General features: G+C 43.6%; 18 protein-coding genes and 1 riboswitch. Of the genes, 9 read left to right on the forward strand and 9 right to left on the reverse strand.

The features are described from left to right. Positions 1-108 precede the first annotated feature (108 nt). From FO447_RS05880 to thiH, 8 genes are all read left to right on the forward strand, one after another. The gene (locus tag FO447_RS05880; protein ID WP_200758073.1) at positions 109-2790 is read left to right on the forward strand and encodes a valine--tRNA ligase; all 2682 of its coding nucleotides are present in this window, start codon (positions 109-111) and stop codon (positions 2788-2790) included. Between the two features lie 112 nt (positions 2791-2902). Continuing rightward, positions 2903-4186 carry a clostripain-related cysteine peptidase gene (locus FO447_RS05885; RefSeq protein WP_200758075.1) on the forward strand — a complete coding sequence of 428 codons (1284 nt, stop codon included), beginning with the start codon at positions 2903-2905 and terminating at the stop codon, positions 4184-4186. Positions 4187-4251: 65 nt separating this feature from the next. After that, positions 4252-5262, forward strand: a complete 1011-nt coding sequence (locus FO447_RS05890; protein WP_200758077.1) for a GYF domain-containing protein — start codon at positions 4252-4254, stop codon at positions 5260-5262. Positions 5263-5969: 707 nt separating this feature from the next. Continuing rightward, complete coding sequence (locus tag FO447_RS05895) at positions 5970-6395, forward strand: Fur family transcriptional regulator (RefSeq protein WP_006848696.1); 426 nt, start codon at positions 5970-5972, stop codon at positions 6393-6395. Positions 6396-6478: 83 nt separating this feature from the next. Continuing rightward, positions 6479-6573, forward strand: a riboswitch (TPP riboswitch). Between the two features lie 125 nt (positions 6574-6698). Next, entirely contained in the window at positions 6699-6896 is a 198-nt protein-coding gene (gene thiS, locus FO447_RS05900) for a sulfur carrier protein ThiS (RefSeq protein WP_006848697.1), read from the forward strand. 87 nt (positions 6897-6983) lie between these two features. Next, positions 6984-7757 (forward strand): thiazole synthase, encoded by a 774-nt coding sequence (locus FO447_RS05905; protein WP_022121898.1) that lies wholly within the window; start codon positions 6984-6986, stop codon positions 7755-7757. 100 nt (positions 7758-7857) lie between these two features. Continuing rightward, a complete protein-coding gene (gene thiC / locus FO447_RS05910) occupies positions 7858-9552 on the forward strand; it encodes a phosphomethylpyrimidine synthase ThiC (protein ID WP_022121899.1) in 1695 nt (564 codons plus the stop codon). Between the two features lie 4 nt (positions 9553-9556). Then, on the forward strand, positions 9557-10705 hold the full coding sequence (gene thiH, locus FO447_RS05915; protein ID WP_200758079.1) for a 2-iminoacetate synthase ThiH: 1149 nt from the start codon (positions 9557-9559) through the stop codon (positions 10703-10705). Between the two features lie 73 nt (positions 10706-10778). On the opposite strand, the gene FO447_RS05920 is transcribed toward thiH, so the two are convergent. From FO447_RS05920 to FO447_RS05955, 8 genes are all read right to left on the reverse strand, one after another. After that, the gene (locus FO447_RS05920; RefSeq protein ID WP_117692440.1) at positions 10779-11306 is read right to left on the reverse strand and encodes a DNA-binding protein; all 528 of its coding nucleotides are present in this window, start codon (positions 11304-11306) and stop codon (positions 10779-10781) included. Between the two features lie 200 nt (positions 11307-11506). Further along, positions 11507-11731, reverse strand: a complete 225-nt coding sequence (locus tag FO447_RS05925; RefSeq protein ID WP_234699075.1) for a DUF4248 domain-containing protein — start codon at positions 11729-11731, stop codon at positions 11507-11509. A 91-nt stretch (positions 11732-11822) separates the two neighbouring features. Continuing rightward, positions 11823-12890, reverse strand: a complete 1068-nt coding sequence (locus FO447_RS05930; RefSeq protein ID WP_118067233.1) for a DUF6371 domain-containing protein — start codon at positions 12888-12890, stop codon at positions 11823-11825. A 254-nt stretch (positions 12891-13144) separates the two neighbouring features. Continuing rightward, the gene (locus FO447_RS05935) at positions 13145-14185 is read right to left on the reverse strand and encodes an AAA family ATPase (RefSeq protein ID WP_200758081.1); all 1041 of its coding nucleotides are present in this window, start codon (positions 14183-14185) and stop codon (positions 13145-13147) included. After that, positions 14178-14378, reverse strand: a complete 201-nt coding sequence (locus FO447_RS05940; protein WP_147350836.1) for a cytochrome c-type biogenesis protein CcmH — start codon at positions 14376-14378, stop codon at positions 14178-14180. Before FO447_RS05940 ends, FO447_RS05935 begins: the two co-directional genes overlap by 8 nt. A gap of 386 nt (positions 14379-14764) precedes the next feature. Continuing rightward, positions 14765-16054, reverse strand: a complete 1290-nt coding sequence (locus tag FO447_RS05945) for a hypothetical protein (RefSeq protein ID WP_117692447.1) — start codon at positions 16052-16054, stop codon at positions 14765-14767. Positions 16055-16515: 461 nt separating this feature from the next. Continuing rightward, positions 16516-18336 (reverse strand): GmrSD restriction endonuclease domain-containing protein, encoded by a 1821-nt coding sequence (locus FO447_RS05950; RefSeq protein ID WP_200758083.1) that lies wholly within the window; start codon positions 18334-18336, stop codon positions 16516-16518. 29 nt (positions 18337-18365) lie between these two features. Further along, positions 18366-19085: a hypothetical protein gene (locus FO447_RS05955; protein ID WP_200758085.1), complete on the reverse strand. Its 720-nt coding sequence runs from the start codon at positions 19083-19085 to the stop codon at positions 18366-18368. Between the two features lie 172 nt (positions 19086-19257). On the opposite strand from FO447_RS05955, the gene FO447_RS05960 reads away from it, so the two are divergent. Then, positions 19258-20547 (forward strand): IS1380-like element IS612 family transposase, encoded by a 1290-nt coding sequence (locus FO447_RS05960; protein ID WP_005814044.1) that lies wholly within the window; start codon positions 19258-19260, stop codon positions 20545-20547. 134 nt (positions 20548-20681) lie between these two features. Here FO447_RS05960 and FO447_RS05965 read toward each other — a convergent pair whose 3' ends face one another. Beyond that, the gene (locus FO447_RS05965) at positions 20682-24038 is read right to left on the reverse strand and encodes an Eco57I restriction-modification methylase domain-containing protein (RefSeq protein WP_200758087.1); all 3357 of its coding nucleotides are present in this window, start codon (positions 24036-24038) and stop codon (positions 20682-20684) included.

Below are 24038 nucleotides of genomic sequence, written 5' to 3' on the forward strand. Positions count from 1 at the left end.
AAATTAATAATTTTGATGCAAAGATAGTATTTTTCGCCCAAAAATTAGTATCTTTGCACCGTTTTTTAAAGAAAAAGAAAGAAAAAGAATAAAAATTAGATAGAAACAATGGAATTAGCAAGTAAATACGATCCACAAGCAGTGGAAAGTAAATGGTATCAGTACTGGCTCGACAACAAGCTTTTCAGCTCTAAGCCAGATGGTCGTGAACCTTATACAGTGGTTATCCCTCCACCAAACGTAACGGGTGTGCTCCACATGGGACACATGCTCAACAATACTATCCAGGATATTCTCGTTCGCCGTGCTCGCATGGAGGGCAAGAACGCATGTTGGGTACCAGGTACCGACCATGCCAGCATCGCTACCGAGGCTAAGGTTGTAAACCGCCTCGCTCAGCAGGGCATCAAGAAGACCGACCTTACCCGCGAGGAGTTTCTCAAGCACGCTTGGGACTGGACTCACGAGCATGGTGGCATCATCCTCAAACAGCTCCGCAAACTCGGTGCCAGTTGCGATTGGGACCGCACAGCATTCACCATGGACGAGACCCGCTCTCGTGCCGTCATCCACGTATTCTGCGACCTGTACCAGAAGGGACTCATCTATCGTGGCGTGCGCATGGTTAACTGGGACCCTAAGGCTCAGACTGCGCTCTCTGACGAGGAGGTTATCTACAAGGACGAGCACTCTAAGCTCTACCACTTGAAGTATTACGTAGTAGAGCAGGACTGCCAGCAGGTGGATGAGGAGAACGTGATTCACAAGGATGAGAAGGGATACTATGCAGTAGTAGCAACCACCCGTCCTGAGACCATCATGGGCGACTCTGCCATGTGTATCAACCCAGAGGATAAGAAGAATACCTGGCTGAAGGGTAAGCACGTTATCGTGCCTCTCGTAAACCGCGAGATTCCAGTCATCGAGGATACATACGTAGATATCGAGTTCGGTACTGGTTGCTTGAAGGTAACTCCAGCTCACGATATCAACGACCACGCACTCGGTTTGAAGCACGGTTTGGAAACCATCGATATCTTCAACGACAATGGTACCATCAGCGAGGCAGCAGGTCTCTATGTAGGTATGGACCGCATGGACGTGCGCAAGCAGATTTCCATCGACCTTCAGAACGCCGGTCTGATGGAGAAGATTGAGGACTATAATAATAAGGTGGGCTTCTCAGAGCGTACCAATGTGCCTATCGAGCCAAAGCTCTCTACACAGTGGTTCCTCAAGATGCAGCACTTTGCCGACATCGCCCTTCCTCCAGTAATGGACGATGATATCGAGTTCTATCCTAAGAAGTACAAGAACACCTATCGCCACTGGTTGGAGAACATCAAGGACTGGTGTATCAGCCGTCAGCTCTGGTGGGGTCACCGCATCCCAGCCTACTACTTCGACAATGCCGGCAAGAAGGATTTCGTGGTAGCTGAGACTGCAGAGGAGGCTCTGAAACTCGCTCAGGAGAAGAATGCCAACATCAAGGCAGAGGATCTTGAGCAGGAGAGCGACTGCCTCGACACCTGGTTCTCTTCATGGTTGTGGCCTATCTCTCTGTTCGATGGTATCGAGCATCCTGACAATGAGGAGATCAACTACTACTACCCTACTTCCGACCTCGTAACTGGTCCGGATATCATCTTCTTCTGGGTAGCACGTATGATCATGGCTGGCTACGAGTATCGTGGCAAGATGCCATTCAAGCACGTATATTTCACAGGTATCGTTCGCGATAAGCTCGGCCGCAAGATGAGCAAGAGTCTCGGTAACTCACCAGACCCATTGGTTCTGATTGACAAGTTTGGTGCCGACGGTGTTCGTATGGGTATGATGCTCAGCGCTCCAGCCGGCAACGACATCCTCTTCGACGAGAGCCTCTGCGAGCAGGGACGTAACTTCAACAATAAAATCTGGAATGCCCTCCGCCTCGTGAAGGGTTGGGAGACAGCGGATATCGAGCAGCCTAAGAGTGCAGAAATCGCAGTGAAATGGTTTGATGCCAAGCTCAAGGAAGTGAACGAGGAGATGCAGAAGCAGTTTAAGGACTATCGTATCTCTGAGGCATTGATGACAGTATATAAGCTGTTCTGGGATGAGTTCTCATCCTGGTACCTGGAGATGGTGAAGCCAGCTTACGGCCAGCCTATCGACCAGAAGAGCTACGATGCTACCCTCCGTTTCTTCGATGCCCTGCTGAAGATGTTGCATCCATTCATGCCATTCATCACCGAGGAGTTGTGGCAGCACATCTACGACCGCAAGGATGGCGAGAGCATCATGCGCGAGAAACTGGATATTCCTGCACCTACAGCCGAGGAGCAGAAGTTGGCAGCAGATATCGAGGCTGTGAAGCAGATTATCGCCGGTGTTCGTACCGTTCGCAACCAGAAGAACATTGCCCAGAAGGAGCAATTGTCTCTGCAGGTAGTAGGCAAGAACGATTTCGAGGCTTACAACGACGTAACTCTGAAGATGGCGAACCTCGACAAGATTGAGGTCATCGCTGAGAAGAGTGCCGATGCATCAAGCTTCATGGTAGGTACCGACGAGTTTGCCGTACCATTGGGCGACCTCATCGACGTAGCTGCCGAGATTGAGAAGGCTGAGGCCCAGCTCAAGCACTTGGAAGGCTTCCTGATGGGCGTACGCAAGAAGCTCAGCAACGAGAACTTCGTAGCTCACGCACCTGAGAAGGTAGTAGCCCTGGAGCGCAAGAAGGAAAGCGACTCTGTTGAGAAGATTGCTGCCCTCAAGGCAACCATCGAGGAACTCAAGAAGAAATAATAGTATTATATTTAATGTTGAATGTTGAGTGTAGAATGTTGAATTAGTCAAGCTGATTCGTTAGCAAGATTGCAACTCAACATTCAACATTCAACATTCAACATTTTTAATTATGATCAAGAAGCTTTTCACCTTATTTATATGTACGCTATCTCTTGCAGCAACTTTCACCAGTTGCGGTGATGAAGCTATTGATGTAGAAAGCGTCAATAAGCAGACTATCTTCGTCTTCTATCCTTGGACGGGTGGAACCAACACATCCAGTCTCACAAGTTTTTTGAAAAACAACGTTGACAGTATCTGCGAAGGTATTGTTGCCAAGAAGGGATTGAACAATTCGCGTGTAATGGTCTTCATGAGTCAGAATTACAAGAAGAGCTATCTCATAGATCTTCAGTATGACGGCAATAAGAAAGCCGTCATCCGCGACACGTTGAAGACATACGATGAAGCTACATATACTACAGCAGAAGGATTTGCAGAGATTCTGAATGAGGTGAAACGCCGTGCTGAAGCCCTGAATTATTCGCTCATCATCGGAGCTCATGGCTGCGGATGGACCTACAACAGCGATTGGGTTAACTATCCTTATATGGCAAGACCTAATGCCGGTTTTGCTCAGAAAGGAAGCACCAGCTACCCTACCGCTACCGGCAATTTCAGCGGAATACAGTATGGTCCCGATCCCAACAAACCTATCACCCGTTTCTTCGGAAGTGTGAGCTTAAAAGAAAACGCTCTCGACATTCCTACCCTAGCCGAAGGCATCAAACTCAGCGGCACCAAGATGCAGTACATCCTCTTCGATGCATGCTATATGGGCAATGTAGAGACTGCATACGAACTGAAAGACGTCACTAATTTCATGATCAGTTCAAGTAGCGAAGTAATGGGAGCCGGCGTTCCATACAAAACCACATGGAGTTACCTCAACAGTTCAGCACCCAACTACTCAGGATTTGTCAACGGAGTTGTCAATTTCTATAAGAATGATAGCTACCCATATTGTAACATGGCGGCCATCGACTGCAGACAGATGGATAATCTAGCCCAAGTGATGAAGGAAATTAATAGCAAATATACCCTCTCATCATCCGTTCCGCTCGATTCCATACAGCCTTTGGATGGTTTCTCTCCCAACCTCTTCTACGACATGAGCGTATACGTAGATAGTCTCGTTCCAAGCGGCTCTCTGAAAGATAAATTTAATTCACAGATGAAACTCACAATCAAAGCAGCAGCTCATACAGATGAAGCTTATACAGCGTTAATGAGTTATAGAGGTGCAACCTTTAAAGTGAAAAATTATTGCGGTCTTTCTATCTCCGACCCTAGCCCGCACAGCGTAGCTATCAAGGGCAGAGAGAAAACCGGTTGGTGGAAAGCTACACACTAATAAGCAATGAAGAGTGAAAGAAACTCCTTATTGGCTTTTAAGAAAAATGTTATATAAAAGAATACATGATGGAATATTTTATCATTGAGAATAACGGACAGCAAGCGGGGCCATTCAGCCTGGAGCAACTCGTCCAGAAGGCTATCACACCCGAAACCCTTGTTTGGGCACAAGGCATGAAAGACTGGACTCCTGCTTGGAAAATAGCAGAACTGAAGACTGTTCTTGAAACAGTAGAAGCAATCAAAGCTAATACAGCCAACAAAGAAAATGCAGAAGGAACATCAACAGATGCAACCGGCAACAACGGAACAGAAGCAGCAAACTTTCAGGCTGCAAACCAGCAGGGTTTCCAGCAGGCACAGCAGGAAGCTTACCAGCAAGGTTTTCAGCACGGCGCAGCAATGAACCAGGGCTACAGACAGGAACCGGAAAAGAAAAAATCGAGCAAGACCCTCAGGAAAGTCATCTTAGGGCTTATCGTACTTCTCTTCCTGGTTTTCTCCATAACCAATCCAGGACCTGATGCCCACAAAGAAAAGGTAAAAACTGAGGCAGCCAAGGCTATCGACAAGGCTACAGAAACCAGTGATAACAACTTCTTCACCCAAAGCATCCGTTCCATTGCCAAAATGATGGCAGGAAGCGCTATTGATGAAGTGATGAACCAGCTCTTCGAATACCACAACTATATCGTATGCTCTAAGGGAACCGTTGAGTTTAATGGCAAGCAGCACACCGTAAGCTTCGGAATCCTTGGCAGCGTTTACACGATGAATGCTGATGATATGGTGAAGGCGCTGGAAGGTGCCGACAATCTGCAGATAGAAGAAACCACCAGCTCATCAACCGATGAATCACCTTCGGTAAGCGATAATAACAGCGATGGTTCAGAAGAAGACGGACTGGGCGCTTCCGTTCAGAAGAAACTGGAAGACAAGGCAAACCAGGCCATGGATCAGGCTGCCGACAAGGTAAGCAAGAAACTGGAAGAGAAAATCAACCAGAAACTCGATGAAGCAACCGATTCTTCAACCGTAGAAAAGATTCTCGACAAGATTCTGGAACTGATTTAGCATCAGAAATCCGAAGAAACATAAGAAATATGACACATTTCTCAATATGACAGCATGGCGGCTTGACGTATATCAAGCCGCCATTGCTGTTTAGTTGACGTGTATCAAAAAAAGCCCCTTTTTCATCATTTTGTCATGTCTTTGTGACAGATATTCAAGAAAAAGGCATTACCTTTGCACCAGAAAACAGTGAGATTGTAATAAGGATAATGTAAAACAGGAGACCTCACATGGAGGCTCCACAAAGAAAGAAAGGAAACAAATTATGATGACGACAGTAATGATTCTTACAGTTGTGGCAGCTATGATTGTCAAGGCTGTAAATGTAAACAACAACATGGAGATGGGCAAGTAAAATTGACCACCGTTCATGAATAAAAGGAAAAAGGAAATGGCAGAAATGCCAAGTATTAATTTTTAAAAAAAGGATAACGATTATGAAAACAATGTATGCAAACATCAAGAAGGCCTTGAAGGCTATTCTTGCAGATTACATGACCGCAATGGAAATGTATGGTGAGGCTTTGAACAGAAGCCGTGGTTGTGCTTGCGCATAAGGGTTCCAATCCCTTCATGCTGCGGCATAAACTAGATTGAAAGCAAAAAGTAATTACGTTTAAATAAAGAAAAAGCGTGTAAGTTACCATACTTACACGCTTTTTTTGTATCTTTGCAACCGATTAGTACAAATAAAAAAAAAAGAAACGATGAACTCACAAGATATGATCAGCAGGCTGGAATCGAAAGGCATTCGGCCAACCGCCAACCGCATACTCGTAATGAAGACCCTGATGGGCGAACAGAACCCACAGAGTCTGAGTAATCTGGAACGAAAGATGGTTTCGATGGACAAGTCGAGCATCTTCCGTACCCTTACCCTCTTCCTGGAACATGATGTGGTACATGCCTTCGAAGATGGGCGAGGCGTACTCTGCTACGAACTCTGCGAAGAAAAAGGGGCTTGCGATCATCACGACGGGCATATTCATTTCTACTGCGAATCTTGCCAGCGTTCCTTCTGTATGGAGGATATCCATATTCCAAGTTTCGAACTGCCCGAAGGCTTTTACCCCCACTCTATTTCCTTTGTCATCAAAGGCGAATGTCCGGATTGCAGAAAGAAACACCAGTAAAGCGAAAGGTACATTCTGCGTTAATTTAGCATAAATATTTTTGAAATTCTATTGTTTTTCCGATATTATCATTACTTTTGCAAGCGATTATCACGGGGTGCTGAAAGATTCGGCTGAGATGATACCCATTGAACCTGATGCAGGTAATGCTGTCGCAGGGATATTTGATAGCGCTTTATTCTTTCTCTTAAGGCTTTCATCTGGAAGTTCACCGTGTTTGATTACATATTATCTTATCATCGCTTTCGGGCGATAGAAAAAGCGTAAACAAACGGATTATTCATCATATAAAACGAACAGAATATGAAAGTAACTATCAACAACAAAGAGACCGAGACACAGGCTAAAACCATCAGGGAGTTAGCCCAGGAACTCGATTTGCCAGCTACAGGAGTTGCAGTAGCTATCAGTAACGAAATGGTGCCTCGTGATGAATGGGAAAACACAATCATCGCAGAAGGAGCAGACATCGTTATCGTAAAAGCGTTCTGCGGAGGATAATGGTCTCAGAATACTGCGGAAAAGAATCACCCAAAAGTACTTTTCCTACAGAAATGAAAACAAAAATAACAACTCTATAATAAAACAATGGAAAAATTAGTAATCGCAGGCAGAGAGTTTAACTCCCGCCTCTTCTTGGGTACAGGAAAGTTTAACAACAATGCCCTCATGGCTGAAGCCATCAAAGCATCAGAAACAGAAATGGTTACTGTTGCTATGAAACGTATCGAACTCGAAGACAAGCAGGACGATCTGCTCTCTCATATTGTGCAGAACCCAAATATCCAGCTCCTTCCTAACACCAGTGGCGTGCGCAACGCCGAGGAGGCTGTCTTCGCAGCACAGATGGCTCGCGAGGCTTTCGGAACCAACTGGCTCAAGCTCGAAATCCACCCAGACCCTCGCTATCTTCTTCCAGACTCTATCGAGACGCTGAAGGCTACCGAAAAACTGGTAAAGCTCGGTTTCGTGGTATTGCCGTATTGCCAGGCAGACCCTACCCTCTGCAAGCACCTCGAAGAGGCTGGTGCTGCTACCGTGATGCCACTTGCTGCACCTATCGGTACCAACAAGGGATTGAGAATGAAGGACTTCCTGCAGATCATCATCGAGCAGGCTACTGTTCCAGTGGTAGTAGATGCAGGTATCGGTGCACCTAGCCACGCTGCCGAGGCTATGGAGATGGGTGCCAGCGCTTGCCTGGTTAATACAGCTATCGCCGTTGCCGGTGACCCTGTAGAGATGGCTAAGGCATTCAAGGAAGCTGTAGTATGCGGTCGCCGTGCTTACGAGGCAGGTCTCGGAGCCATCAGCGATTGTGCTGAGGCAAGTTCTCCTCTCACCGCATTCCTCAACGACTAATTATAATATAGATAATACAAAGGCATGAAGGATGAAGGCAAAGAAGCAAGAACGCTCTTTTTACCCTTTTACCTTTTTACCTTTTTACCTTTAAAAAATTATGCCAAACGATAAGAAAGCTTACGCCCAGAGAGAAAAGGCGTATATGCAGGGAAAACTCTTCCCACAGATCAAGGTTGGAATGACCAAGGTAAACCTCACTCCTACTGTTGTGAAGGATGAGCGCGGCATTCCTCATACAGAGCCAAACGCTCCGGTTTACATCTACGATACCAGCGGTCCTTACAGCGACCCTAACTATCAGGTAGATTTGAAGAAGGGCTTGCCAAGAATGCGCGAGCAGTGGATTCTCGACCGCAACGATACCGAGCAGCTCAAGGAAGTTACCAGCGAGTATGGCAAGCAGCGCCTTGCTGACCATAGCCTCGACCATCTCCGCTTCGAGCACATCCAGTTGCCTCGCCGTGCTCAGGCTGGCAAGCATATCACCCAGATGGCTTATGCCAAGGCGGGCATCATCACTCCAGAGATGGAGTACGTGGCTATCCGCGAGAACATGAACTGCCAGGAGTTGGGCATCGATACCCATATCACCCCTGAGTATGTTCGTGATGAGATTGCACGCGGACGTGCCGTTCTTCCTGCCAACATCAACCACCCGGAGAGTGAACCGATGATCATCGGCCGCAACTTCCTCGTGAAGATCAATACCAACATCGGTAACTCTGCCACTACCTCCAGCATCGAGGAAGAGGTGGATAAGGCTGTATGGTCTTGCAAGTGGGGAGGCGATACTTTGATGGACCTCTCTACCGGCGACAACATCCACGAAACCCGTGAATGGATTGTGCGCAACTGTCCTGTACCAGTAGGAACCGTGCCTATCTACCAGGCTTTGGAGAAGGTAAACGGCAAGGTAGAGGATCTGAACTGGGAGGTATTCCGTGATACCCTCATCGAGCAGTGCGAGCAGGGTGTTGACTATTTCACCATCCATGCCGGCATCCGTCGCCACAATGTGCATCTCGCCGACAGCCGTCTCTGCGGAATCGTGAGCCGTGGCGGTAGCATCATGAGCAAGTGGTGTCTCTACCACGATCAGGAGAGTTTCCTCTATGAGCACTTCGACGATATCTGCGACATCGTGGCACAGTATGACGTTGCCCTCTCTTTGGGTGATGGTCTGCGCCCAGGCTGTATTGCCGATGCCAACGATGCAGCCCAGTTTGCCGAGTTGGATACCATGGGCGAGCTTGTTACCCGTGCCTGGGACAAGAACGTACAGGCATTCATCGAGGGTCCAGGTCACGTGCCATTGCAGAAGATCAAGGAGAACATGGAGCGCCAGCTCGACCACTGTCACGAGGCACCATTCTACACCCTCGGCCCATTGGTTACCGATATCGCCCCAGGTTACGACCACATCACTTCAGCCATCGGTGGCGCCCAGATAGCATGGCTCGGCACTGCCATGCTCTGCTATGTAACACCTAAGGAGCACCTCGCATTGCCTAACAAGGAAGATGTGCGCACAGGTGTGGTAACCTATAAGATTGCCGCTCATGCAGCCGATTTGGCAAAGGGTCATCCAGGTGCAACTATCCGCGACAACGCCCTCTCCAAGGCACGTTTCGAGTTCCGCTGGAGAGACCAGTTCCACCTCTCTCTCGACCCAGAGCTCGCCTTAAAGTATTTCGAGGAGGCAGGTCATACAGACGGTGAGTACTGCACCATGTGTGGTCCAAACTTCTGCGCAGCCAAGTTGACACACGATTTGAGAAAGTTTAAAAAGTAAGAAAATGTTTTCAGACGAATTAAAGAATATCAGTTGGGAGGAGACCACGGAGCGCATTGCTCGAATGACCGATAACGATGTGCGCCGTGCCCTTGCCAAGGACCATTGCGATGTGAACGACTTCATGGCACTGCTTTCACCTGCAGCCGAGCCATACCTGGAGGTGATGGCGCGTCTTTCCCGCAAATATACCGAGGAGCGCTTCGGCAAGACCATGTCGATGTTCATTCCTCTCTACATCACCAATTCATGCTCCAACTCCTGCGTGTATTGCGGTTTCCATCGTGAGAATCCGATGGCACGCACCATCCTCACCCCAGAGCAGATTGAGAACGAGTACAAGGCAATCAAGCAGTTGGCTCCATTCGAGAACATCCTTCTCGTTACGGGCGAGAACCCGGCAAAGGCTGGCACCCCTTATCTTGCCAAGGCAATCGACATTGCCAAGAAGTATTTCTCTAACGTGAAGATTGAGGTGATGCCGCTCTCTACAGAGGATTACAAAACCCTCGCCGACCACGGCATGAACGGTGTCATCTGTTTCCAGGAAACCTACAACCACGAGCACTACAAGCTCTACCACCCACGTGGCATGAAGAGCAAGTTTGAGTGGCGCTGCGACGGTTTCGACCGCATGGGTATGGCAGGCGTTCACTCCATCGGTATGGGTGTGCTCATCGGCTTGGAGAAGGAATGGCGCACGGATGTAGTGATGATGGCTCATCACCTGCGCTACCTGCAGAAGCACTACTGGAAGACCAAGTACAGCGTGAACTTCCCTCGTATGCGCCCTGCACAGAACGAAGGTTTCCAGCCAAACTGCTTCATGACCGATAAGCAGTTGGCACAGGCAACTTTCGCCATGCGTATCTTCGACCACGATGTAGATATCTCCTACTCTACCCGTGAGCCAGCCTACATCCGTGACAACATGGCAACACTGGGTGTCACCACCATGTCGGCAGAATCAAAGGTAAATCCTGGTGGTTACCATACCTATCCTCAGGCATTGGAGCAGTTCACCGTAAGCGATGAGCGTACCGCCAAGGTTATCAATGCGAGATTGAAGGAATTGGGCAGAGAGCCAGTCTGGAAGGATTGGGATGCCTCATTCGATTTCTTCGGAAAACTGAAAGAAGAGAAAGTTGGATAAAAAAATCCTCGTCCGGTTTCAAATATCGGACGAGGATTTTTAATTTTAAGGCTGTCTTTTGTCTCAGAAGGCTTTATTCTAAGCCATCACCGCTGTCGGTATTACCTTCAGATGAAGAACTTCCACCAGTCTGACTGTTGTCTCCGGTAGTTGTATTGCCACCAGCGATGTTACTACCTGAACCACTGCCTGAACTTGCAACAAAAACATTGCTTGCTCTTCTCACACTAGCCGAAGTGTTAAGGTTGGCATTGCTCAATGTACCAGTAGCACGGGCTCTGAGCTTCACTCCGGCAATATTGTTTACCGCAGTAAACTCAGCCTCGGTCTTGGCTCCCTCCTTGTTACGGATACCCACGCTGAAGATGGCAAGGTTGTCTATCTTCACATTTTTACCAGCCAGGAGCTGCTCCTTGATACACTTCACCATGGCAGTCATCATGCCCAGGCACATCGCCTCGGTGAATCCGGTATTGTGCTCCTCCATGTGCTTGGCAAGTTCAGCCAAATCCATCGTCTCTTCCACCAATGGGAAAGCATACCACTTAAGATAAGCAAGACTCTTCTTGTTCTTGTTCTGCTTCAAAACATACTTAATCATACCTTTCAGAATTTTGAGTTAATTACTGCCGATTCCGCATCTCCATATTCCTTCAGAAGGTATAGGATCCATCACCCCATCGGGTAGAGAGTTTCATCGAGTAAACCCCTTTGGTTTACACAGCAAAGATACAAAATTCCATCAAGTCATTCATACGATACCATACGTTGCGTGAGATAGCATACTTTATCAGGATTTTCTTATGGTTCACCTAGATAATCGATGATGAGAGCTACCTCTCGGGGTGTAAAAAACTTTGCCGTCTTACGATAGCCGAGCTTTTGAAGTCCGTCAACAAGTTGCGGAATGCGATACACCCAAGCCATCAGATGGTTTACTGCCGTATGAGCCGAATTGGCTGTTGGAAAATAGAGCCAGGCAAGCTCTGATTTTCCATAGGCTCTTACTTTAAAATTTGTCATCATATTTACATTTTAAATTTGCATTTTAATTATTTTTCTAACCCTTATACTTACGCCCTCTAAAGATGATACTTACGGAGCGTAAACCTTATGTTTAGAAGGGGCAGACATCTGGAGGAGGTGGCAGCAGAAATTCGGGTTTCTGCTGAGCCTCACCCAACAGGATATCGGCAATATCGGTATTCGCCTCAAACTGCTCCATGAAGTCTACCACCCTATAATCCCGACATCCGCTCTTAGCCATCTGCTCCTTCCACTTGTCATACTCTCCGCTATCGGGATAAACCACGAGTCTTCGATGCTGCAAGTGGAGCAGCTTATCGGTCTGCAGATTGCCACATCCGCCCGTTGCCAGCCACAGGTACTGCGGATAGCGGCAGGCACAGATAAGCGATGTCTTCTCACTCTCCACGATACATACCGTCTTATCGGGATAGCGGGGAAGCAAATGCTGTCCAAAGAGCACCTTTTCGGTATTCTGAAGTTGCGGTCCGACATGAGAACGTTCGCAGATGGAACGCATGGTGTTGGCCCATCCCTGTACCCGATGACCGTCATTGCGATAAGCCATCAGCTTGGCATCATGCACCCGCTGCTGTTCGTCTATCAGCCAGAACACCACTGCCCTGCCATAGTTAACCCCCTGCACAACGACGTCTCGGGCAGTACCTTCCACACAATAATCGGCTAGCACCTGCCGGGCATCACCACCGATGTTCAGGCCTTCAAACCACATACTGAAAGCACTCGGTCTCAGCATCGCCTTCTGTACCCATTCGGGGCTGAAGAACTCGGTCTGTCGCCTATCCTGAGGTTGCACAAGCAATCTGTTCTTACGGGAAAGCATCTCTCTGTTTCGGGCTTCATCTGCCCACTGATGCCTGTTTCCCAATCCCAGCAAGGGTTTACCATTTACGTATTCCGTCTGGTAATCTTTCTTGCAGCTAAGTTCCGGATGATCATGGAAGTATTGACGCGGTGGATAATGATAGCCACACGATGCCGTATGGTCGCATTTACCACAGTCGTCAGCCACATACTCGCCCGTCTCCAGGTCCACATATCGGGTAAAGCACTTCTTGCGTCCGCATTGAGGGCAGACATAGCGATTGGCTCCACCGGCATGATAGCGCTCCAAAACAAATCTTATATCATTTTTCATTTTTTCAGAAATTTAATGATAAAAAAAATGTATCAGAGTGTATCATTTCCGCATTGACACAAAACAACCATTAATCTATTGATATTCAGAAGGTTATTATGTATCAAGGATGATACATTCCCTTTGTATCAGATATAGCAGCTGTATCACTCATGATACAGTCTAACTATATCTATATCAATTAATTAAGTATCATTTTGTATCAAAAATCTGAATGATACATCCCTGATACAAATACTTACTTCTTGTAAGGCTTACTTGCCTTTTCTGTTCAAGTTATTGCTCTTGGCAACACGCTGAACCATACTCAAACTGGTACCCAGTTTGTCAGCAATTTCCCGATAAGAAGAGCCATTAGGCTGCTTGAGTTCACGAATGATATCGCGCTCCAGTTCTGCCCTTTCATCTCTTGATCTTGGCAAATGTGCCCGTTCCTCATCATAGCCACCATATTCAAAATGGAGCCATCCGTCAGAACTGGTCAACGTAAGTTCCTGCACGTTCTTGAAATCAAGTTCGATTGGGAGAGAACGATACTTCAGTTGGATGAAGTAGCGCATATCCTTGTCCTTTCTCGATTTGTTGAAACCAATTATGTTATCGGCAAAGTTACTGAGAAGCTTGCTACCAGCCAGGTCATCGATTGTAAGCGGATCGCCCTGCTTGCGCTTAGGCGTATGGGCAAGGATGAGCATGGTACAGTTGTGAGTCATACGCATAGCTACCAGTTGCTGCATGGTTTTTCCAGCTTCAGCTGCCTCCTTAGAATTGATACAGAGATTGGTAAAGTTATCTATGATTATCACCTCTATATTCAGTTCCAGTGCCATTCGCTCAATCTCAGAAAGAATCATGCTCTGGTCGGTAACATCGTGCATCTTGGTATAATCGATGCTAGCGTGGTAGAGTGTATCAGGACTATCCTTGTTGGGATATCTCAGAGCCAATTGCTGAGTCGAAAGCTCAAAGTTGACATAAAGTACCCGCATTCCCTGTTCAGCCAACTCGATAGCTATCTGAATGGCGAGGACTGTTTTACCCACACCCGGGCCGCTAAAGAGAATCGTAGTCTCATGCTCCACCAGAATATGGGGAATAAGTTCCTTCGGAGGTTTCATTTTCCGTCCTTTCTCCAGGTCCTCTTTTAAAGTGGACACATTGAAAAAGCTATCCCTGCCCTGCTGCTGAGCAGCCCCTGAAGCAAGAGCCTGAGCCAGCTTCTGGGATTCAGTCTGCTGCTGAGCTTCCTGAGCCATGAATTCATCCAATTTCTGTTTAGAATCAATGTTAATCATACCGTTCTCCTTTCTTGATATAATCAACAGATTCATTACTTGCCATCATCTCCTGCACGTGCTTGCGATAAGCCGCAGCCAGAGGGGCGTTGCTGTGGAGTAAATACTCATTGAGGATTTCTCCGATGTAACGAGGGGCAGATGAGCTTGACTCAAAACTCCCCATACTAACATAATTATTATGTTTCATCATAAAATGGCAAAAGATGTGTTCCCAAAGCCTCAACAGGCATCTTTTGCAAGAAACCAACACTGCGAGAGACTTATATATCGCAATGCTCCAAGAATCTAGCTTAATGCGCATAACTATCTTGGTTTCTGGTTGCAAAAATAGTAAGAAATAATAAGAATCGGACAGCTTTTACTAGACTTCTATTTTTAGCAATTTAGGATAAATATGAGCTTTAAAAGTGCGCTTAGGATAAAAACAGCCTATTATTATTACAAGGTAAGACCATTTAGGACAACTTAGCTTTTATTTTATCCCAATTAGGATAAAAACATTCAGTTTAGAGAACAAAAAAAGGATTGCCGGCAATAGACAATCCTAAATACTAGTATGCGCATATATAAAAAATCCTATGAATCGAGAATTTCTTTTACCTTTTCATCAAAGGCCTTTTTCTTATTATCATGATCAGACATATTGTTCTTTGCATAATTAAAAGCCTTATATATTTTATTTACATCTGCATCTGCCTCTTGATTGCGCAGTTTACAAAAATAATCTCTCAACAGTTTTTTCATAGGATAGTTAACCATGACTGAATTATCCATATCTTCAACCATGAATGCCAGAACCTCGCCATCAGTAAGAGTTTTCATCTGATGATTGCATCCCTCATATTTGGTTTTTTGCAGTTTAGCAAAATTATAAATGAGTTTTCGTGTATTCAAAGCAGCTTTCTCACGCAGCATAGGATCTTTGATTTCTTTGAAAATATTATGTTCTATCTCCGTTAATTTGCCATAATGATTTTCCTTATCTTTAAGAAGTATAGAAAACCAAGGGAATTGTCCTGTTGTAATATAATGATAATAAAAAGGAGCAAGATCCATAATAGTCTTGTTATAGATACTATTAAGCATTTGTGCATCTATTTTTCTCTTCGCCAAGTCAATCATATCTTTATCAATATTATTCGCATCCTGAATTTTCAAATCAAAAAATGCTTGCTCGATATTTTTATTTAGAATGATACGTGCCTGGATAGGATTTGAATGCAGGCTTTGAGCATAAAGATCAATACCCTGCGCATATCTGTAGGTTCTAAGGAAACAAGAAATAATTCTCTTATAAAGACCAAAAATCTGCATTGCGTCTTTACCGGCACATTGCTTTAAAGTATAAAGCGATATTGAATAGTTATCGCTGCATACAGATGAAGACTTATGAAGGTCATGGCGAATAGGTGCACCTGCAGAATTCCACATTTTTCGACCATGCTTTCTTGTATTGCAAAATTGTCTAAAGAAAGATTCCTCAATTTTAGCGAATTTCTCTGCTTGTTCAAGATAAGCAGCATAATCCCTAAAACAAGTTGGAGTATCACAAGCATACATCTGAACCCATTCGGCACCTGCCTTTTTAATATCGCATTCATGCCCTTCTGCTTCAACAAGGATTTCAGAAAGATACTTTTTAAAAGCATCGCAATCATTAGTTATAGAAGCATTTACTAGGGCATCGACAAATCTATCTTCTACTATCTTAGAATCAACAAGGGAAGAAGTGTAAAATTCTTCATCAAAAGGAGAGATATTGCCAAAAAGGTCGGCCACAAAAGAGTTCTTTTGGGTACATAAGCATTGCTCAAGGCATTTACCTATTATTTCAACTGATTTTGCTGTTAAAGCATTGTAATTCATACTTCTTACTTATTTTTACCTCTGCCAGCCTTTAGCAAAGTAGTTAATAATTTCCTCCTTTCCAGGCAAAGCCAAGAAAGTTGGTGGCGATAGTTTCGCAAGCTGTTATCCTGTGTTGGCTTACCACCCACCATTCGCCTACAAAATTAACAAAAATATTTCAAAAATAAGACAAACTTACTTATTTTTTTTTCAATTTCTGTATATTTTATGCTACATATAAATAAAATGCACCTAAAACCCATATTTAAGTGTATTTAATTTACTATAAACAACTTAACTAAATATCCAAGCATCCATTTCACTATGAATTTCAGATAAGAAAATAAAGGGTTGCAATCCATCTTTCCGAAGATTGCAACCCTTTATAGAAGACCTTTAGGTGAAAGTACCGGAAAGCAACTTTACCTATACTTGTTATTTCTAATGATGCAGGAACATTAAAGTTTCTACCTTTTATATTATAGTAATGCAACGCCAAACTCTCTGATGGTTTCTTCGCTATCACGTCCTGATATAGCCTTACCTGTTGCTTTCTCTATCCTATCAAGCAGATGCTTAGCCCTATCAATAAAATAGGAATCAAAATCATCAGCAAAAAGATAGTCGTAGTTTACCTTGTGTGAAGTAATGGCAGCTTTTATCATCTCTTGATCCAAGCCTTTATTTGCCATAGTACCGATATAAATGCTTGGTGCATGACCACCAATAGAACGATTAGAGGATGCATAGATAGGCGTCTTGTTGATAACAGAATTCCACTTAATTCGTGGAAGGTTCTGTTTCTCACAATAGGCTTGTGGGAATATATGATGAATATCTGCATCTTCATCTATATAAGAAGCAATATCCATACGGTTGCCTGTCATAAAATCAAGAGGTGAATCCTGAAGAATCAAAGCCATAATTCCCTTATAAGCTGCACTGTTTCGTGTTTGCATAGTCAGCAACCGTGTTGGCTGAATACTTGAACGGTAAACCGTATCAGGTTTCTCGCCACCATTCATCCAACGGAACACACCAAGAATATCAAGTGCAAACCTTGCCTCATTAGCACCACCATATAGTTCGCCCATGACGCCACACCAGTACCATTGTGACAACAGATTCTGATTGGAGCCAAGGTTCAACAACTTGCCATTTTCATTATCATAGGCAAAAATTGCTGCAAGAGGAATGAGTTGAGAGGTATATGGAAGGTCACGAGATCTGTAAATACCTTGGTGAACAAGAAAATTAGCAGCATCGCCAAAACCTTGTACAAGAGCATCGTGATACTTTTCATAGTCCTTCAGCTCAAGTCTAAGTATATCTCTTTTTTTGCAGGTTACAGCTACTCGTTCATCATTACCTGAATCCACACGTTTATAATAAGACACCAGAAGTGTCATTGCAGCAAGGAAGTTGGCACCAGAAATTTCACGTAGCAATTCACAATTAACTTTCTGTGAAAATGAATGTTTTATTTCCTCCCAATCCTTCCGTAGTTCATGACCATCGGCAGCAAATGTAGCCGTTACCAATTCAAAGACTGTAAGAGGTACACCACCAGTATTTACATTCTCGAATATCTGGCATACCGCTTCTTTTGGGGTCTCTTTATCGAGTTGGATTACAGGCATACTATAGGCCAAGATAGGACGTAGTATCTTCTGCGAGAATTCACGGAACAACAGGCTGTAATCACGATTGTTATGATAGTAATCCTCCATGTCATAACGCCAATCATCTGTATCGTTGGCTGAGAAGGTAATATTCAAAGGGAACATCAGATTTTCAAATTCCTTCTCACGAGTAGAGAGATCGAGTGTCACTGTACGACCGATATTAGTAGTCTGTTGTTTCTTGTCAGAAACAGACACGATAGCATCAAGTCTGTCTGCATTCGGATCAAGACACTTTTTAATATCAAGGTAATAGAAACGTTTGATTGTTGCATCACGATTGGTTTCAAGACGAGTGCTTGTTGCCTTCTTGCTTTTCAATACCTGATACAAAGTGGTCAACCTCTGCTGTCCATCCAGCACAAGCCATTCCGGAGTAACGTCATTTTCAGACTCTACTCCTTCAAACTTACGGTACTTAAAGCGAATATGTTCGCCTCCATTAGCCAAAAACATAGCGGCTCCCATAGGAAAGCCTGAGGTGATACTCTCTATAAGTTTGCATATCTTCGTATCATCCCATACCCAACTGCGCTGAAAGTCCGGCAACTGGGCTTTACCTTCTTCAACCATTTTCAAAAGGTCGTCAAGTTTCTTATCATGTGATTCTACTGCCATATTTCAAATTTGTATTCTATATTAAATCATTATAACGGTTTGATCATTTTGTTTATGAATAATATTTCCTTATCAGAGAGTTCGTATTTTACTTTAAGAAAATAATTATCAATATCATCTATAGACTTACTCCAATCTACATCAGACTTATCGGTAAAGTCCTGACATGGGATAAAAGAGAAAGTTGTATCCTTTACATCCTGCGTATACTTTCTTGTAGACATTAAAAATCTAAAGAATTTGGTGCTCATGTATTTCATTACATTTTTGCATATTTCTTCACCATTTTCTGAATTTGTAGGATTGATTACAACAAACGTACCATTACAACAAGTTCCCTCCCCAACCATATTAAATTGAGTGATAACTTTTCCTGGTAATGTACCATCTTCAGCAGCTTTGGATGTAAGTATTTTCTTACAGTCAATCCATTCTGGATGTAATAAGACCTTATCTCTATCTATATAGGATTTTACTAATCCCTTTGTATATAAATATACAGATTTCGGCCCAGCATTTTCTTCTCCCTTAACAGCCGTATTAAACCCAAATGGATTTTGTGAAGAAACAAGTGTATTGAAGAACTTATCTGTCTTTGTTAATACTTTTTCTAATATAGGAATAGCTTGATTATATCTTATGAAAATATCTTCATTTTCATTGAATTTGAGATATCTATAAGACACTTCTCTGGAATCTCCTATACAAGTAGTAACACGGCACTCTGATTCCTTGTTTTTGTCCCACAAAAAATAACTTACACCACCCTTTATTTCAACATCTTCCTTAATTCCGCAACACTATAATTTAACTTTATTTATAAGTTCCTGAGCAACAAAAAGTTGCCCAGGATTTTGCCATGTCAGAATTTTCACTTATCTTAGTGTTGCAAAAAGAAAACAAGCAAAACTCTAATATGACATGGCAAAAATACAAATTAAATCTGAGAAACTCACACCTTTTGGAGGAATTTTTTCAATCATGGAGAAATTTGACTCCATGCTTTCACCCGTTATCGACTCAACACTGGGTCAGAGATGCAGCAGTATCTTCGGATATCAGTTCAGCGAGATAGTCCGTTCGCTGATGAGCGTTTATTTCTGTGGCGGCTCATGCGTGGAAGATGTAACGTCACAACTGATGCGCCATCTCTCGTATCATCCTACCCTTCGTACATGCAGCTCTGATACCATCCTCAGAGCCATCAAGGAACTGACACAGGAAAACATCTCCTATACTTCCGACCAAGGCAAGACCTATGATTTCAATACTGCAGACAAACTCAACACATTGCTTATAAACGCTTTGGTTTCTACAGGCGAGTTGAAGGAAATTGAGGAATACGATGTTGACTTTGACCATCAGTTCCTTGAAACGGAGAAGTATGATGCAAAACCGACCTACAAAAAGTTCCTCGGCTACAGGCCTGGCGTATATGTTATCGGTGACAAGATAGTCTATATCGAGAACAGCGATGGTAACACGAATGTGCGTTTTCATCAGGCAGACACCCATAAGAGATTCTTCGCTCTTCTGGAATCCCAGAACATCCGTGTAAATCGCTTCAGGGCAGACTGCGGTTCCTGCTCGAAGGAAATCGTCAGTGAGATAGAGAAGCATTGCAAACATTTCTACATCCGTGCCAACCGATGCAGTTCGCTCTACAATGACATCTTTGCTCTGAGAGGATGGAAGACGGAGGAGATTAACGGCATCCAGTTCGAACTCAATTCCATTCTCGTTGAGAAATGGGAAGGCAAGTGCTATCGTCTTGTCATCCAGAGACAAAGACGCAACAGTGGCGACCTTGACCTGTGGGAAGGCGAATACACTTACCGTTGTATTCTGACCAACGATTACAAGTCATCGACAAGGGACATTGTTGAATTCTACAATCTGCGTGGCGGCAAGGAACGTATCTTTGACGACATGAACAACGGATTCGGTTGGAGCAGGCTCCCCAAGTCATTCATGGCGGAGAATACTGTCTTTCTTCTGCTTACTGCATTGATACACAATTTCTACAAGACCATCATGAGCAGGCTTGACACCAAGGCTTTTGGGCTCAAGAAAACGAGTCGCATAAAGGCTTTTGTCTTCAGATTCATCTCCGTACCTGCCAAGTGGATCATGACTGCAAGGCAATACGTGCTGAATATCTACACAGAGAACCGAGCTTATGCAAAACCCTTCAAAACAGAATTCGGATAAGAATCCTTTCTTTCCGGTTTGAATCTGCGTATTACCTCAAGTCGCATCGTGGGGTAAGGGGATGGTGGCTACATATTGATGTTGTGCTGTTGCTTTTTACTGAAAGCTGCTACTAACGACTCATAAATCTACCCTTAATCGTGTATTGGATGATAGTTGCGGATTTTAGGATCTTTAAAACAGTCTGTCTCATACGGAAAATCAAATAGTGACACAACATGCCTATCTGCCAGGAAATCATGTGGGAATGTTCCTAACAGAATATTACTTATATACCATCTTGCAGGAGTTATAAGCGTAACATATTCTGGACTTATCAAAGTTGCAACCTGAATGAATTTATGAAAAATCGGAGGTTGACGATTTTGATTAGCATGATTACTTGACAAGTTATAAGGAGGGTTTCCTACTATTGCATTAAACTTCATATTTCTATTATTATTTGCTTTCCAAAATTCTTTGCCATTCTTTACATCTTCCACAAAATGCTGTGGATTGTTCTTTAGAGTCTCAATGATGTCTGCATTGTTATTACGTACGTCTGTGTAACACTTTGCATTGACTTTAATATTAGAGAAACCGACAAGTGTGCGATTGGTAATTCTTTCAGCCATCTTGGTTTTACAAACCACAAAGATGTTCTTCTCTATCACTTTTTTCCATACGTCAGCCTTTTCTTCATTAGTCAACTCGGGACCAAAACCTTGTTGGTTTTTACATTGAAGACGATACAACGTATAAGCCATATATAATGGATATAGGCCGGTCTTTGAATTGAGTTCTAGAATATTCGGCGCTGGCGTAAAGAACACACGCTTTGTTACTTCTCTGTCTTCACCCACAAACCGAGGTTCAGACAAGAGATCTTCATCTCCATGTTTCTCTCCAAAGAAGTCATAACCACCCACAGTATCACTCAGGTGCATATTGACTACTCGCCAAGGAGTAAGAACAGTTTCCTTGTCAGGATAGCGGAATTCAGAGATGATGTCTGCTATTCCGTTAACACGCTCATCTACAGGCTTACCTTCTAAAGCATTGACCTTTTCATAGATAGATTCAGCCCATGCTATGAAGCGTTCGTTCTTTATAATATGTGCGACCTTGATAAAGTCTGCTTTGGTTAATCCTTTAGGCATAAACTCCTCCCACGATTTTTCGTCGATATCCTTGACAAACTTATCAATGGTAAAAGAATCACTCAGTTTGTCTATAGCTCCATAAATGAGCATAGGGAAACGAATGATAATTTTTTCGAGTATCTCATATGCCTGATCGCCCTTAGTCTTATTCTTCTTGCCAATTTTAGGTTCTTTAGGTTCCTTAATTGTCCCCGAAGATGAAGAGCTTGTTGTGGCACCTTCGCCAGTAACTCCTTCGCTGTTAACCTTTACCTTTCCTCTGCCTTTTTTACCAGATGAAGACACAGACATTTTTGCATCTATATTTTTCAACAATTCGAACACATCATTACTAATATTATCTAAATTGTCGAATAGTTTACGAGTATGTCCTCTCATAATCTCTTCCGAATAGGCACGATTGACCTGCTTCATAAAATTACGAGTATCAAAATTGACTGTCTTGCTTCCATCAATACTAATGAATGAACAAAATTTCAGAAAACGTTCAGTCTCTTGAGCTTTCTTCTGACCAAAATTCTTGCTACCACTACCACGACTTATTTCGGTCAGATAATTATCAATAACCGTCAATGTGCGATCTGGAGCAAAATCGAAAGCATAGCATTCACGCTTTGTCTTTCCCTTGAATGGGGTCTGACAACGGAAGATGGTCTGAAGATAACGAGCAGCCTTCGTCTCATATGAACCTGACAGCATCAAGACGGCCGTCCATTCAGGCACACTGACACCTGTCGTACATCTGCCACAAGTCAGAGTAATTGTTTTCTCATGAGTTCTGATGGCATTTTGCACTTTAGCCAAAGCTTCAGTTTCCTTCTTATCACGTGTAGCGTTATCTTCGTTTTCACGCTCAATATCACTATCACCCTTGCCAGCAATGTTTACTATTTCATAGTCACGGAAGTAGTTATCCTCCTTATCTTCACGCAATATAGCGCTCAGACAACGAGCCGCATCTACACCAGGAATAGACCACAGTGTATGTTGAAAATAATCACGATACTCGCTTGTTGCAAAAGGATAATTGAGTTCTTTATTCTCACCATCCTTAGTCATCAGTTTGAGAAAAGCACGTACATCATCTTCATGCACGAATTTATCCGTATCAGCGTCTACACGAAAAAACTCTGTAAAGTTGAAATAGTCATTTTCGTCATGACTATAATTAGTCATCACTTCACCAAGATTGTAAGTACATATATTCAAGCGAGCCAATCCCTCGTAAGGATTCTTCTCGTCAGGATGCTCCTTGGTCCAACGTTCCTTGGCATCCTGCTCCATATTGTAATCCCATCGGTAGATTTCCTTCTCTTTGAAAAGCTTTAGAATATTATATGGCGTACCTGAGAGATACAGGCTCTTCATCTGTTTGTTCTTCTGGAACTCTGCAACTACAGCCTTTCCGTGTTCTGTACGAATACCCTCATGAGCCTCATCGATGATAAGCAAATCCCATTTCTCCTTGAAAAGTTCGTTGTTCTTGTCAAACTTACTTTTCTTGTTTACAGTCTTTGAGCCACGGATATCCTGAATAGATGCAAAATAAATATATTTATAGTCTGGATCATGCTCAGTATATTGTTTCAGCACCTCCAAACCACCTGCAATCTTTTGTCCATCCACAAGAAGTTTATTCTTTACACGAGTTACATAGTGGAATCCTGGCAACTGCAACAAATTGAAGCCTTTGAACCAACCATCACGAACCGCCGGACGATGGGTAAGTATCAATACACGATTAAAAGGCTTACGCTTGACAACTTCCAAGGCACACAGTGTCTTACCAAAACGCATTTTGGCATCCCACAGCATTTTGGAACCATGCAGAAATTGAGTAAGAGTTTTTGTAACAGCCAACTTCTGTTCTTCTCTCAGTACAATCTCTGTCTTTTTCTCTCTTGCAGATGCAGTTTTCCAATCCTTTCTCTCAAGAAGTGACTGATTATGCTTAACTGCATTAATAGCTTTTATTACCAATTCTGTCGTTACAGGATACCATTCCTTTGGATTGTATTCTAAATTAGCAAATTCAACAGCATGATAACCACTGTTTTCCAAAACATCATGTACATCATGATCATCAAAGCCAAATTCCTCACCATCAGCTTCATAGATAGCAAGTTCGGTATATTCCAGTTTATACTCAATAGCTGCGGTACCTGTTTCTTGAGTGATTCTTGCTTTTGCAGCCTTTATCAACAGTTCGCAATCAGGGGTAAGGTCTTGCCACTTTTTAAAATAGTTGATAGTAGCCTTACCCACTTTGAGCATATTGTCATGCCTGCCATCATCTATACTAAACGCATAGATGAGTGTATAGTCGTATGTAGGTTTATGCTTTGCCAT

It is taken from the genome of Segatella copri (assembly GCF_015074785.1).
GTDB lineage: Bacteria > Bacteroidota > Bacteroidia > Bacteroidales > Bacteroidaceae > Prevotella.

Coding starts and splice junctions, on each gene's coding strand:
- FO447_RS05940 (WP_147350836.1), bottom strand. CDS start 14,378: ATGATGAAACATAATAATTATGTTAGTATGGGGAGTTTTGAGTCAAGC.
- FO447_RS05920 (WP_117692440.1), bottom strand. CDS start 11,306: ATGATTAAGTATGTTTTGAAGCAGAACAAGAACAAGAAGAGTCTTGCT.
- FO447_RS05925 (WP_234699075.1), bottom strand. CDS start 11,731: ATGATGACAAATTTTAAAGTAAGAGCCTATGGAAAATCAGAGCTTGCC.
- FO447_RS05880 (WP_200758073.1), top strand. CDS start 109: ATGGAATTAGCAAGTAAATACGATCCACAAGCAGTGGAAAGTAAATGG.
- FO447_RS05965 (WP_200758087.1), bottom strand. CDS start 24,038: ATGGCAAAGCATAAACCTACATACGACTATACACTCATCTATGCGTTT.
- FO447_RS05890 (WP_200758077.1), top strand. CDS start 4,252: ATGATGGAATATTTTATCATTGAGAATAACGGACAGCAAGCGGGGCCA.
- FO447_RS05950 (WP_200758083.1), bottom strand. CDS start 18,336: ATGGCAGTAGAATCACATGATAAGAAACTTGACGACCTTTTGAAAATG.
- FO447_RS05945 (WP_117692447.1), bottom strand. CDS start 16,054: ATGAATTACAATGCTTTAACAGCAAAATCAGTTGAAATAATAGGTAAA.
- thiH (WP_200758079.1), top strand. CDS start 9,557: ATGTTTTCAGACGAATTAAAGAATATCAGTTGGGAGGAGACCACGGAG.
- thiS (WP_006848697.1), top strand. CDS start 6,699: ATGAAAGTAACTATCAACAACAAAGAGACCGAGACACAGGCTAAAACC.
- FO447_RS05895 (WP_006848696.1), top strand. CDS start 5,970: ATGAACTCACAAGATATGATCAGCAGGCTGGAATCGAAAGGCATTCGG.
- thiC (WP_022121899.1), top strand. CDS start 7,858: ATGCCAAACGATAAGAAAGCTTACGCCCAGAGAGAAAAGGCGTATATG.
- FO447_RS05930 (WP_118067233.1), bottom strand. CDS start 12,890: ATGAAAAATGATATAAGATTTGTTTTGGAGCGCTATCATGCCGGTGGA.
- FO447_RS05885 (WP_200758075.1), top strand. CDS start 2,903: ATGATCAAGAAGCTTTTCACCTTATTTATATGTACGCTATCTCTTGCA.
- FO447_RS05935 (WP_200758081.1), bottom strand. CDS start 14,185: ATGATTAACATTGATTCTAAACAGAAATTGGATGAATTCATGGCTCAG.
- FO447_RS05905 (WP_022121898.1), top strand. CDS start 6,984: ATGGAAAAATTAGTAATCGCAGGCAGAGAGTTTAACTCCCGCCTCTTC.
- FO447_RS05960 (WP_005814044.1), top strand. CDS start 19,258: ATGGCAAAAATACAAATTAAATCTGAGAAACTCACACCTTTTGGAGGA.